General features: G+C 55.1%; 8 protein-coding genes. 6 read left to right on the top strand and 2 right to left on the bottom strand.

From position 1 onward, the window contains the following. The first annotated feature begins 127 nt into the window (after positions 1-127). The 6 genes from tig (at position 128) to PMYSY11_RS12445 (ending at position 8,601) form a co-directional block, all read left to right on the top strand. A complete protein-coding gene (gene tig, locus PMYSY11_RS12470) occupies positions 128-1,438 on the top strand; it encodes a trigger factor (protein ID WP_069898590.1) in 1,311 nt (436 codons plus the stop codon). 90 nt (positions 1,439-1,528) lie between these two features. Continuing rightward, on the top strand, positions 1,529-2,170 hold the full coding sequence (gene clpP / locus PMYSY11_RS12465) for an ATP-dependent Clp endopeptidase proteolytic subunit ClpP (protein WP_069898589.1): 642 nt from the start codon (positions 1,529-1,531) through the stop codon (positions 2,168-2,170). A 106-nt stretch (positions 2,171-2,276) separates the two neighbouring features. Next, positions 2,277-3,557 (top strand): ATP-dependent Clp protease ATP-binding subunit ClpX, encoded by a 1,281-nt coding sequence (gene clpX, locus PMYSY11_RS12460; RefSeq protein WP_150549361.1) that lies wholly within the window; start codon positions 2,277-2,279, stop codon positions 3,555-3,557. Between the two features lie 150 nt (positions 3,558-3,707). Then, positions 3,708-6,104: an endopeptidase La gene (gene lon / locus PMYSY11_RS12455; protein WP_069898587.1), complete on the top strand. Its 2,397-nt coding sequence runs from the start codon at positions 3,708-3,710 to the stop codon at positions 6,102-6,104. 134 nt (positions 6,105-6,238) lie between these two features. After that, positions 6,239-6,511 carry a nucleoid-associated protein HU-beta gene (gene hupB, locus PMYSY11_RS12450; protein WP_010490206.1) on the top strand — a complete coding sequence of 91 codons (273 nt, stop codon included), beginning with the start codon at positions 6,239-6,241 and terminating at the stop codon, positions 6,509-6,511. A 215-nt stretch (positions 6,512-6,726) separates the two neighbouring features. Next, positions 6,727-8,601, top strand: a complete 1,875-nt coding sequence (locus PMYSY11_RS12445; protein ID WP_069898586.1) for a SurA N-terminal domain-containing protein — start codon at positions 6,727-6,729, stop codon at positions 8,599-8,601. Between the two features lie 524 nt (positions 8,602-9,125). On the opposite strand, the gene PMYSY11_RS12440 is transcribed toward PMYSY11_RS12445, so the two are convergent. Together PMYSY11_RS12440 and PMYSY11_RS12435 are read right to left on the bottom strand one after the other, a co-directional pair. Further along, the gene (locus tag PMYSY11_RS12440; RefSeq protein WP_150549360.1) at positions 9,126-11,498 is read right to left on the bottom strand and encodes an efflux RND transporter permease subunit; all 2,373 of its coding nucleotides are present in this window, start codon (positions 11,496-11,498) and stop codon (positions 9,126-9,128) included. Then, a complete protein-coding gene (locus tag PMYSY11_RS12435) occupies positions 11,498-12,634 on the bottom strand; it encodes a WD40/YVTN/BNR-like repeat-containing protein (RefSeq protein WP_150549359.1) in 1,137 nt (378 codons plus the stop codon). The genes PMYSY11_RS12440 and PMYSY11_RS12435 overlap by 1 nt, the downstream gene beginning before the upstream one ends. Between the last annotated feature and the right edge of the window lie 17 nt (positions 12,635-12,651).

Genomic DNA, 12,651 nt, shown 5'->3' with positions numbered 1-12,651 from the left:
TCTTTTAGCTCCCTCCCGATTGCCGCCTGCATCTAGGGTGACTTCTTCTACTTGACCCTCTAGAATGCATGCCCTTGATCTGGGGCCGGTAAACGGCCGGCTTATGTCTGTGCAACGAGGAATATCCATGCAAGTTTCTGTTGAAAGCACTTCCGCTCTTGAGCGCCGTATGACCGTCGGCGTTCCCGTCGAGCGCATCGAGACTGAAGTCAACAAGCGTCTGCAACAGACTGCCCGTCGTGCAAAAGTCCCGGGCTTCCGCCCTGGCAAAGTGCCGATGAGCGTGATCCGTCAGCGCTATGAAGACGCCGCGCGCCAAGAGGCGTTGGGTGAATTGATTCAAGCTACCTTCTATGAAGCTGTAGTTGAGCAGAAGTTGAACCCAGCTGGTTCGCCTTCTGTAGAGCCTAAGAGCTTTGAAAAAGGCCAGGGCCTGGAATACGTTGCAACATTCGAAGTTTTCCCAGAATTCGAAGTGCAAGGTCTTGAGACTATCGCTGTTGAGCGTCTGCAGGCTGAAGTGGCTGAAGCTGACCTCGACAACATGCTCGAAGTCCTGCGCAAGCAGAACACTCGCTTTGAAGCTGTTGAGCGTGCCGCTGAAAATGGCGACCAGCTGAACATCGACTTCGTCGGCAAGATCGACGGTGAAGAGTTTGCCGGTGGCGCTGCCAAAGGCACTCAACTGGTTCTCGGCTCTGGCCGCATGATCCCAGGCTTTGAAGATGCACTGGTCGGCGCTAAGGCTGGCGAAGAGAAAGTCATTAACCCGACTTTCCCGGAAGACTACCAAAACCTTGATCTGGCCGGTAAGACTGCCGAGTTCACTGTGACTGTAAACAGTGTCTCTGCTCCTGAGCTGCCAGAGCTGAACGAAGAGTTCTTTGCTCTGTTCGGTATCAAGGAAACAGGTCTGGAAGGTTTCCGCACCGAAGTTCGCAAGAACATGGAGCGTGAACTGCGTCAGGCAATCAAATCCAAGGTCAAGAATCAGGTAATGGACGGTCTTTTGGCTGCCAACCCGATCGAAGTGCCTAAAGCGCTGCTGTCGAGCGAAGTTGATCGTCTGCGCGTGCAGGCTGTTCAGCAGTTCGGCGGTAACATCAAGCCAGACCAACTGCCAGCTGAGCTGTTCGAAGAACAAGCCAAGCGTCGCGTTGTACTGGGCCTGATCGTTGCTGAAGTGGTCAAGCAGTTCGAGCTGAAGCCGGATGCTGACCGCGTTGCTGAAATGATCAAGGAAATGGCTTCGGCCTACCAAGAGCCTGAGCAGGTTATTGCCTGGTACTACAAGAACGATCAACAGATGAACGAAGTTCGCTCTGTTGTGCTCGAAGAGCAAGTTGTAGATACTGTTTTGCAGAAGGCTAATGTGACCGATAAATCGGTCTCTTACGATGAAGCAGTGAAGCCGGCTGAAGCTGCAAAAGCCGACTGATCAAGCGCCTCGTTCGAACACACCATAAGCCAGCCTTCGTGCTGGCTTATGCGTATTTGAGATATGACTATTTAGGGAGCGAGTGAAAGCATGTCGCGCAATCCTTTCATGCAGCAAATGCCAGATATCCAAGCTGCCGGCGGCCTCGTGCCAATGGTGGTAGAGCAGTCGGCCCGCGGTGAGCGTGCTTACGACATCTATTCACGCCTGCTTAAAGAGCGCGTGATTTTCCTGATTGGTCCGGTCGAAGACTACATGGCCAACCTGGTGGCGGCTCAATTGTTGTTTCTTGAGGCTGAAAACCCGGATAAAGACATCCACCTTTACATCAACTCGCCAGGCGGTTCGGTAACAGCAGGTATGTCGATCTACGACACCATGCAGTTCATCAAACCGGACGTGTCGACTACCTGTATCGGTCAGGCTTGCAGCATGGGTGCATTCCTGCTCGCAGGTGGCGCGCCAGGTAAGCGTCACTGCTTGCCTAACTCGCGCATGATGATTCACCAGCCGCTTGGCGGTTTTCAGGGCCAGGCGTCGGATATCGACATCCACGCGCGTGAAATCCTGCAGATCCGTCACCGCCTGAACACGCTGTTGGCTCATCACACCGGTCAAAGCCTCGAAACCATCGAGCGTGACACCGAGCGCGACAATTTCATGAGTGCTGAGCGCGCGGCTGAATATGGCCTCATCGACTCGGTAATGGCCAAGCGCAATATGCCTGCTTAAGATGCAAGCGACACAAGTAGTCAGACTATCTGACTGCTTGTGGGCTTGAAAAAGCCCGCGTTTGCCTTCATCTTGTATTTCAAGCCTACGGTATTGGATTGAACGAATGACTGACACCCGCAACGGCGAGGACAACGGCAAGTTGCTTTATTGCTCCTTCTGCGGCAAAAGCCAGCATGAAGTGCGCAAATTGATTGCCGGCCCCTCGGTCTTTATCTGCGACGAGTGCGTCGACCTGTGCAACGACATCATCCGCGAGGAGGTGCAGGAAGCCCAGGCCGAGAGCAGTGCGCATAAATTGCCTGCTCCTAAAGAAATCAGCGCAATCCTCGATCAGTATGTGATCGGTCAGGAGCGTGCAAAAAAGGTTTTGGCGGTAGCTGTTTATAACCACTACAAGCGCCTTAACCAGCGCGAGAAGAAAGAAGAAGTCGAACTTGGCAAGAGCAACATCCTGCTGATCGGCCCGACTGGCTCGGGTAAGACTCTGCTCGCGGAAACGCTGGCGCGTCTGCTCAATGTGCCGTTTACCATTGCCGATGCAACCACGCTGACTGAAGCGGGTTACGTAGGTGAAGATGTTGAAAACATCATTCAGAAATTGCTCCAGAAGTGCGATTACGATGTTGAGAAGGCCCAGATGGGTATTGTCTACATCGACGAAATCGACAAGATTTCGCGCAAGTCTGATAACCCGTCGATCACCCGCGATGTATCGGGTGAGGGCGTGCAGCAAGCATTGCTGAAACTGATTGAAGGCACGGTTGCCTCGGTTCCACCACAAGGTGGCCGCAAGCATCCGCAGCAGGAGTTCTTGCAGGTAGATACCCGCAGCATCCTGTTCATCTGTGGCGGTGCGTTCTCTGGCCTCGAAAAGGTCATTCAGGGGCGCTCAACCAGAGGTGGCATCGGTTTCAACGCTGAAGTACGTAGCCAGGATCTGGGCAAGAAAGTCGGTGAGTCTCTGCGTAGCGTCGAGCCGGACGATCTGGTCAAGTTTGGTCTGATTCCTGAGTTCGTCGGGCGTCTGCCGGTTATCGCAACCTTGGATGAGCTTGATGAGGCTGCACTGGTGCAGATCCTGACCGAGCCGAAGAATGCGCTGACCAAGCAATACGCCAAACTCTTCGAGCTTGAAGGGGTTGATCTCGAGTTCCGTCCTGATGCGCTCAAGGCGGTTGCTCATAAAGCTCTGGATCGCAAGACCGGTGCACGTGGGTTGCGTTCGATTCTCGAAGGTATCTTGCTTGATACCATGTACGAGATCCCGTCGCAGACTGATGTCAGCAAGGTAGTCATCGATGAAAGCGTCATCGAAGGCGCTTCACAGCCGCTGTACATCTATGAAAACACCGAGGCTCCGGCCAAGGCTGCGCCTGACGCCTGAGTGTTTGTCACATTGTGAAAGCAAAGGGGCCTGCGGGCCCCTTTGCTTTTCTTGCGGTAGCGCTTGTTTTTTCCGATGGCTAGCCCCATCTTAAATACCAAGGGTTACCCAAACTGTTTAGGACCGTAAGGTCGCTGTAGAGTCGAAATCATGAAGACAACCATCGAATTGCCTCTCCTCCCGCTGCGCGATGTTGTGGTCTATCCGCACATGGTCATCCCGTTGTTCGTCGGGCGTGAGAAATCCATCGAAGCACTTGAAGCGGCGATGACGGGCGAGAAGCAAATTCTGCTGCTCGCTCAGAAGAATCCGGCCGATGATGATCCTAGCGAAGACGGACTCTACCGGGTCGGTACTGTTGCCACCGTATTGCAACTGCTGAAGCTGCCAGACGGCACCGTCAAGGTGTTGGTCGAGGGTGAGCAGCGCGGCGAGATCGAAACCTTCATCGACGCCGACAACCACTATCGTGCCGAAGTCCAGTTGCTGGACGAGATCGATATTGTCGAGCGCGAGTCGGAAGTATTTGTTCGCAGCCTGTTGGGCCAGTTCGAACAGTATGTGCAGCTGGGCAAGAAAGTCCCCGCTGAAGTGCTGTCCTCGCTTAACAGCATCGATGAGCCAAGTCGCTTGGTCGATACTATGGCGGCGCACATGGCGCTGAAAATCGAACAGAAACAAGAAATTCTTGAAATCATTGATCTGGCTGCACGTGTCGAGCACGTGATGGCACTGCTGGATGCGGAAATCGACCTGCTGCAAGTCGAGAAGCGCATTCGTGGCCGGGTCAAAAAGCAGATGGAGCGCAGTCAGCGTGAGTACTATCTGAATGAGCAGATGAAAGCCATTCAGAAAGAGCTGGGCGACATCGATGAAGGCCACAGTGAACTCGATGAGCTGAAAAAGCGCATCGACACCGCTGGCATGAGCAAAGAGGCGCATGCCAAAGCGATGACCGAGCTTAACAAGCTCAAGCAAATGTCGCCGATGTCGGCAGAAGCCACCGTCGTTCGCTCTTACATTGATTGCCTGGTCAATGTGCCGTGGACTGCACAGAGCAAGGTGCGTCTGGATCTGGCCAAGGCCGAATCTATTCTCGATGCCGATCACTACGGTCTTGAAGAGGTCAAGGAGCGCATCCTTGAGTATCTCGCGGTGCAAAAGCGCGTGAAGAAGCTCAAAGGCCCTGTGCTGTGTCTGGTGGGCCCGCCGGGCGTGGGTAAAACCTCGCTGGCCGAGTCGATTGCTGAAGCCACCAACCGCAAGTTTGTGCGTATGGCGTTGGGCGGCGTGCGTGACGAAGCCGAGATTCGCGGCCATCGCCGTACCTACATTGGCTCGATGCCGGGTCGACTGATCCAGAAAATGACCAAGGTAGGCGTGCGCAACCCGCTGTTCTTGCTCGATGAAATCGACAAGATGGGTCAGGACATGCGCGGTGATCCTGCCTCGGCACTGCTTGAGGTGCTCGATCCCGAGCAGAATCACAACTTTAACGATCACTACCTTGAGGTCGACTACGACCTTTCCGATGTGATGTTCCTGTGTACCGCCAACTCGATGAACATTCCGGGTCCGCTGCTCGACCGTATGGAAGTCATCCGTTTGCCCGGCTACACCGAGGACGAGAAGATCAATATCGCCATCAAGTACCTGGCGCCTAAGCAAGTTCAGGCCAACGGCCTGAAGAAGGGCGAGCTGGAATTTGAGGTGGAAGCGATCCGCGACATCATTCGTTACTACACACGTGAAGCGGGTGTGCGCAGCCTTGAGCGGCAAATTGCCAAGGTTTGCCGCAAAGCAGTCAAGGAAAACTCCCGGGTCAAGCGTTTCCAGTTGGTGGTAACGGCTGAAAACCTCGAAAATTATCTCGGTGTGCGCAAGCACCGTTACGGTTTGGCCGAGCAGGAAGACCAGATTGGTCAGGTCACCGGATTGGCCTGGACTCAGGTCGGCGGCGAATTGCTGACCATCGAGGCGGCAGTGGTTCCGGGTAAAGGTCAGTTGATCAAAACGGGTTCATTGGGTGAGGTCATGGTCGAGTCGATCACGGCTGCACAGACCGTCGTGCGCAGTCGCGCTGCGAGCCTGGGGATTCCTCAGGACTTCTATGAGAAGCGCGATGTGCATATCCATATGCCGGAAGGGGCAACGCCTAAAGACGGCCCTAGCGCTGGCGTAGGCATGTGTACGGCGTTGGTTTCGGCGCTCACTCACATTCCTGTGCGTGCAGACGTTGCGATGACCGGTGAAATCACCCTGCGCGGCCAGGTTTTGGCTATCGGCGGTTTGAAAGAAAAACTGCTGGCGGCGCACCGCGGTGGAATCAAAACTGTGATTATTCCGGAAGAGAATGTTCGCGATTTGAAAGAGATTCCGGAAAATATTAAACGCGACTTACAGATTAAACCTGTTAAATGGATTGACGAGGTCCTGCAAATTGCGCTGCAATACGCCCCGGAGCCCTTGTCTGAAGCGGCTCCTGACTTAGTTGCAAAGGATGAAAAGCGCGAGTCTGATTCCAAGGAGCGAATTAGCACGCATTAACTTGGAGGCTTTCTTGACATGATTTTAGAGCCCTTGTTATAAAGCGGCTCTAGTTATGTTTGCTGGCCTCCCAGCACCCGTTTTGCTTACACTAAAATCAAGAAACAACTCAATAGAAATTAAGGGGACTTAGAGTGAACAAGTCGGAACTGATCGATGCCATCGCTGCATCTGCTGATATCCCGAAAGCTGTGGCTGGCCGTGCGCTGGACGCAGTCATTGAATCTGTCACTGGCGCCCTCAAAGCTGGCGACTCCGTAGTGTTGGTTGGCTTCGGTACTTTCGCTGTTAAAGAGCGTGCTGCACGTACCGGTCGCAACCCGCAAACTGGTAATCCGATCAGCATCGCTGCTGCTAAGATCCCTGGTTTCAAAGCTGGTAAGGCTCTGAAAGACGCTGTTAACTAAGCGTTTCTCACGTCTTGCCTTCCTGAGTGGTTCGCCACTCAGGACGCGGAGCGACCAGTAAAGTTAGTTAGCGCTGATCTGTTACTGCAGTGGCCTCAAGGCTGCCAACGCTCCGCCAGTTACGAGAAGGCGCATCTTAGGATGCGCCTTTCTTCTATCCGGACATTACCCACACTGCGCGGCTGCTGTTTTTGTACAGTCGTTCTGGGGGAAGCATGCTGCAGAACATTAGGGACAATTCACAAGGTTGGATTGCCAAGACCATTATCGGTGTCATCGTCGCGCTGTTGGCGCTGACCGGTATCGATGCCATTTTCACCGGCACGAGCAACGCTCAGAACGCTGCTGATGTTAACGGCGACAAGATTTCCAGCAACGAGCTGAGTCAGGCTGTAGAAATGCAGCGTCGCCAGCTATTGCAGCAACTGGGTAAAAACTTCGACGCCTCGATGCTGGATGAAAAGCTCCTGCGCGAAGCCGCGTTGAAAGGCCTTATTGAGCGCACTTTGCTGCTGCAAAGCGCTCAGGATGCAAACTTCTCTTTTTCCGATGCCGCCCTCGATCAGGTGATTTTGCAGACGCCTGAGTTTGCCGTCGATGGCAAATTTGACGCCAACCGTTTTGATCAGGTTATCCGTCAGTTGGGCTTCAACCGCATGCAATTCCGGCAGATGCTCAAGCAGGAAATGCTGATCGGCCAAATGCGTGCAGGCCTGGCTGCGAGTAGCTTTGTGACTGACGCAGAAGTGACTGAATTCGCCCGCATCGAACGTCAGACGCGTGATTTCGCAACCATGACGATCAAGGCGGATGATGCTGCCGTGACGTTGAGCGATGACGATGTCAAAGCTTACTACGAAGCGCAGAAGAGCCAGTTCATGAGCCCGGAACAGGTCGTTCTGAGCTACGTTGAGCTGAGCAAGGATTCGTTCTTCGATCAGGTGAAGCTGGATGACAAGGACCTGCAAGACGCCTACCAGGCCGAGATTGCGAACCTTGCCGAGCAGCGTAATGCAGCGCATATCCTTGTCGAAGTGAACGACGACACCAGCGATGCTGAAGCCAAGGCGAAGATCGAAGCCGTGCAGAAGCGTCTGCAGGCAGGTGAAGATTTCGCTGCGCTGGCCAAGGAAGTCTCGCAAGACCCGGGCTCTGCCAACGAAGGTGGCGAGTTGGGTTACGCCGGTACTGGCGTTTACGACCCTGCGTTTGAAAAATCCCTGTATGCCTTGAAAGAAGGTGAAGTCTCTGCACCGGTTCGCAGTGAGTTCGGTTGGCACCTGATCAAGCTGCTGGGTGTTCAGTCGCCGACTATCCCAAGCTTCGACAGCCTCAAAGACAAGCTCGTGCACGACCTCAAGTCGCAGCAAGTCGAGCGCCGTTTCGTTGAGGTCAGCAAGCAACTTGAAGACTCGGCTTTTGAAGCCTCTGATCTGGCTCAGCCAGCTGAAGAACTTGGCTTGAAAGTACAGACCACCGAAGCATTCGGTCGTGAAGGCGGTGCGGAAGGCATCACAGCTAATCGTCAGGTTCTGCAGGCTGCATTCAGCCCGGAGATTCTGGAAGATGGCCGTAACAGCAGCGTGATCGAACTCGATCCCAACACCGTTGTGGTTGTGCACCTGAAAGAGCACAAGAAGTCGCAGCAACTGACACTTGAGCAAGTCGCCGACAGCATCCGTGTGCAGCTTGCGCATGTACGTGCTACCGACGCTGCGAAAGCTCAGGGCGATGAACTGATCGCGGCGATGACCGAAGGTAAAACCCCGGTTGAGCAAGCGGGTGAGGGCGGCTGGAAAGTTGTTGAAGCCGCTACCCGCAATCAGGAAGGCGTAGAGCCGGTTGTTGTGCAGTCTGTGTTCCGCATGCCTAAGCCTGCCGACTCGAACAAGCCTAACTACGCCGGTGTTAGCCTCGATAACGGTGACTATGTGGTGATTCGCCTCAATGGCGTGGCTTCACCGTCCGAGCCGCTGACAGCTGAAGAGAAGGCTGCATACGCCCGATTCCTCGGCTCACGTGCGGGTCAGGAAGACTTCGCTGCTTTCCGCAAGCAGCTGGAAGCCAAAGCTGATATCGAGCGTTTCTAAGCAGTACCGACAGTGCATTGGGCTCACGCGATGTGAACCCAATGAATAAACGCAAAAGCCCCGACTTGTTCGGGGCTTTTGCGTTTTTGGCGGTTGCATTGTCTGGGATGTGATGACCGGGGCAGACACCGTTACAGCTTGTATCGCGCTCAATAAAACCCTGGCGTTGTGGACTGTTATTACCCGCTGAGGGGCGTGCGTCACTAATACGTAGATCGGCAGGATCGTTGAAGCCTGCATCTGCGAGTTGCGACCGGTATCGGGGTTTTCTGCGCCTTGAACAAATACAGGCTTCACCCGGTACTTTCAGCGCATCCGGCAGGTCGCGTTGGCTCCGAACACGTGCGTGTTGGCGTGTGCAGCCAATACGCGTGTCAGCTTTGCACAGCGGGTGGGTGTGATGGCATAGCTGCCGTGGCCGGGTGCATTACGCATCCGAAAGCGCGTGGGGCGTTGGGGAGGTTTTTATGGCGTTGAAACAAGATCAGCGCCCAGTTGGGCGCTGATCTGTACGGCTTTGCAGGTTAGTCGTGCGGGTACTTGTTGCGCATCAGCATCGAGGCAATGGCGGGCAGCAACAGCAGTGCGCCGACCATGTTCCAGATGAACAGCAGAACCAGCAGCAAGCCCATGTCAGCCTGGAACTTCAATGCTGAGAACGACCACGTTGCGACACCCATTGCTAATGTGATGCCGGTAAAGGCCACAGAAGTACCTGTGGTTTTCAGGGCTTCGAAGTAGGCGTCACCAAACTTCATGCCCTGATTCAGAAAGCCTTCCAGGCGGCTGTACAGATAGATGCCGTAGTCCACGCCGATTCCCACGCCCAGTGCAATCACCGGCAATGTAGCAATCTTCACCCCGAGGCCCATCTTCGCCATAAAGGCTTCGCAGAGCACGGTTGAGATGTACAACGGCAGCATCAGCGCGATTGTCACTTTGATCGAGCGGAACTCCCACAACACAACCGCCGAGATGATCACGAACACCAGCAGCAACATGAGCTTTTCAGAGTGCTCAATGACGATGTTGGTAGCCGCCTCGATGCCGGCGTTCCCGGCCGCTTGCAGTATCTCGAAGTCGCCAAGATCATAGCGCGTGCTGAAGGCCTCGACCGCGTTGACCACACGTGTCAGCGTTTCGGCCTTGTGATCGGCCAGGTACAGACTGATTGGTGCGACGCTGCAGTTCGGGTCTACCAGTTCGGAGGGCGCGCCCACGCGTGCGGTGTTCATTACATACTGGTCACGCGAGAGTTCAGCCCACTTCGGGTTGCCTTCGTTGTGTGCCAGGATCTTGAAACGCATGGTTTTGTAAAGTGACTGGATCGACTCGACCCCTTCAACTTCCAGCAGGTTGAGTTCCATCTGGTTGGCGAGGTCTGCTGCGTTGAAGCGTGCGCATTGCTCTTGTGGGGTTTTGAAGATCACCACAAAAACATCGGTACTGGTGGTGTAGTGGTCGAGTAGGTACGCGTTGTCTACGTTGTAACGTGAGTCGGCGCGGAATTCTGGCGCACCTTTATCAAGGTCACCGATTTTCAGGTCTTCCCGGGCGTAGTAGCCATAGCCCAATAACACCAGGCTGAATGCGATTAGCGGCAGGGCGTAGCGCGGCTCAACCACGCGGGCAACGCGGCGGAAGATCGGCCAGGAGGAGTTCGCACGCTTGTGTTGTTGCGCCATGCCTTTGGGGCTTACACCCACGTATGACATAAGCACTGGCAGCAGGAACATCTTGGTGAAGATGGCCACGAACACACCGATACTGGCGGTGATCGCGAGCTGCTGAATCACCCCGATATCGATCACCAGCAAGGTCATGAAACCGACAGCATCCGCCAGCAACGCCGTAGAACCCGGAATGAACAACGCGCGGAATGTCCGCCGTGAGGCTTCCAGTGGCGTTGCGCCTTGACCCATCTCGCTCATCATCAAGTTGATGTTCTGTACCGCGTGACTGATGCCGATGGCGAATATCAGAAACGGTACCAGAATCGAGTACGGGTCGAGGCCGTAGCCGAGCAGGCTGAGCAGACCAAGCTGGCAGACGACAGTCAGCAAACAGGTTAAAACCGTGACGGCGGTGCTGCGCCAGCAGCGGCAATACAGGTACAGCAGAACCGTAATCAGGCCGACGGTAATGGCAAAGTAGATCGCGATATCAGTAGCGGCGGCGAGCAAGTCGCCAATGATCTGGGCAAAGCCGATGACGCGAATCTTCACCCCTTTGGCGTCGAAGTGATCGCGTACCTGCTTCTCCAGCTCCTGTGTGAAAGCGCCGTAATCCAGGAGCTTGCCCGTCTCTGGGTCGCGCTCAAGCAAGGGCACACGAATGATGGTCGACTTGAAGTCATTGGCCACATAGCTGCCAATCATGTTGGCGCGCTGGATATTCTGTTTTACCTGCGCAAGCGACTGCTCGTCACCGTTGTAGTCGTCCGGAATAACGCGCCCGGAACGCATGCCATCGGTGGTGACTTCAGTCCATAGTGCGTTCGGGGTCCACAGGGATTTCAGGTTGCCGCGGTCGACGCCCGGAATATAAAAAACCCGGTCGTTGACCTCGCGCAATGTCTCCATGAACTGCTTATCGAGGATTTCACCGTTGGGGTTTTCGACCAATACGCGCAAGACGTTGCTTTGCGGGCGCAGTACGTCTTCGAACTTGAGGTAGTTGGCGATGAACGGGTGGCCAGTCGGAATCATCCGGGTAAAGCTGGCATCCGGTCGCAATGACAAGGCGGCGTAGCCCAGAATCACTGACGCGACGAGAAAGAAAATCAGCACCGCAATTCGGTTGTGGAACAGGGCACGCTCAAGGTAGCCGACCACGCGCTGCATGCTGGTTGGGTTGTGTTCTTGGCGCTCGGGTTGTTTGGGTGTCTGGGTGCTCATTATTGTAATTGCTCCTTGAGCTCACTCAGCGAAAGGCGCTGCAAGCCTTTGCTGCCGATCAACATCAGCATCTGCGGGGAACTCTCGGCAACACCCAACCATGAAGCGCTGGACTTGGATTTCCATACATTGAAGTGCTTGCCGTCGCGGCTGTATAAAAGGGTGCCTCTTTGGCCTGCCAGCAGAACGCTGCCGTCAGCCAGTTGGGTGCCGTTATAGAGGCTCACGCGCGTCTGCGATTGCAGTTCAGTCCAGCTGGCGCCCTGATCCTGGCTGTTGAGCAACTCGCCACCAAAGCCAAGGGCCAGCAGGCTGCCGTCCTTGAGTTCGAGGATCTTGTAGATAGAGGCCTGGCTGGGATTACGGCTAGCGGTCCAGCTTTGGCCATTGTCTTGCGAGCGATACATCCGACCGCCTTCGCCGCCCACCAGCAGGGTGCGATCGGTTAAGCCGAGCACGGTATTGAGGTGCATGCGATCCGGATTGGGCAGCGCTGCTACGTAATTCCAGGTGCTGCCACCATCGGTTGTGTGGATGAACATACCGTAGGCGCCGACTGCCCAGCCTTCATTGACATCACGGAACCAGACATCGAGCAGGGGACGTGACGGGCCCGCCTCGCTGCCGGCCTCAACATCGTCCAGCGCGAAGTAGGCGTTATCCAAAGCAATCTCAAGATCCTCGTCATCGGGCGCGGCCTCGCTGGCTTTCTCAGCGTCGGCGAGGGCGGACTCAGCCCAGACCTGCATGGTCTTGCTTATATCGCGGCCATCGATCTGCTTGATCCAGTGTTGGCCACCATCGGTGCTGTGCAACACGACACCATCGTGGCCAACCACCCAGCCATTTTGCGGGTCGACGAAATGCACTGCAGTGAGCAGCAGATCGACCGGAACATCGACCTGTTTGATTTTACCGTCGGCGGTCCCGAGCAATATGTGCCCGCTCTCGCCAACCATCACTTGGCGATCGTTGATCGACTGAATGTCAATCAGGGGAAATTGTGCCGCGTTGGCGGTCAGGTGCGAGGGGCGATCTACCCGATCGGTCAAGGGTGCGGCGTTTATCTGAGCCGCCGCAAGGCCCACACTCAGGCTGATCAGCAGGGTGAGTGCAGATCGGGAAAAAGTCTTCATGGGGTCTATGTCTCTGA

This window comes from Pseudomonas marincola (genome assembly GCF_900682675.2).
Lineage (GTDB): Bacteria > Pseudomonadota > Gammaproteobacteria > Pseudomonadales > Pseudomonadaceae > Aquipseudomonas > Aquipseudomonas marincola.
This window is presented reverse-complemented; position numbering and strand designations above follow the sequence as displayed.

What these genes read in the sequence shown, in the direction of transcription:
- PMYSY11_RS12435 (WP_150549359.1), bottom strand. Translation starts at nt 12,634, where the DNA reads ATGAAGACTTTTTCCCGATCTGCACTCACCCTGCTGATCAGCCTGAGT.
- PMYSY11_RS12445 (WP_069898586.1), top strand. Translation starts at nt 6,727, where the DNA reads ATGCTGCAGAACATTAGGGACAATTCACAAGGTTGGATTGCCAAGACC.
- lon (WP_069898587.1), top strand. Translation starts at nt 3,708, where the DNA reads ATGAAGACAACCATCGAATTGCCTCTCCTCCCGCTGCGCGATGTTGTG.
- clpX (WP_150549361.1), top strand. Translation starts at nt 2,277, where the DNA reads ATGACTGACACCCGCAACGGCGAGGACAACGGCAAGTTGCTTTATTGC.
- clpP (WP_069898589.1), top strand. Translation starts at nt 1,529, where the DNA reads ATGTCGCGCAATCCTTTCATGCAGCAAATGCCAGATATCCAAGCTGCC.
- tig (WP_069898590.1), top strand. Translation starts at nt 128, where the DNA reads ATGCAAGTTTCTGTTGAAAGCACTTCCGCTCTTGAGCGCCGTATGACC.
- PMYSY11_RS12440 (WP_150549360.1), bottom strand. Translation starts at nt 11,498, where the DNA reads ATGAGCACCCAGACACCCAAACAACCCGAGCGCCAAGAACACAACCCA.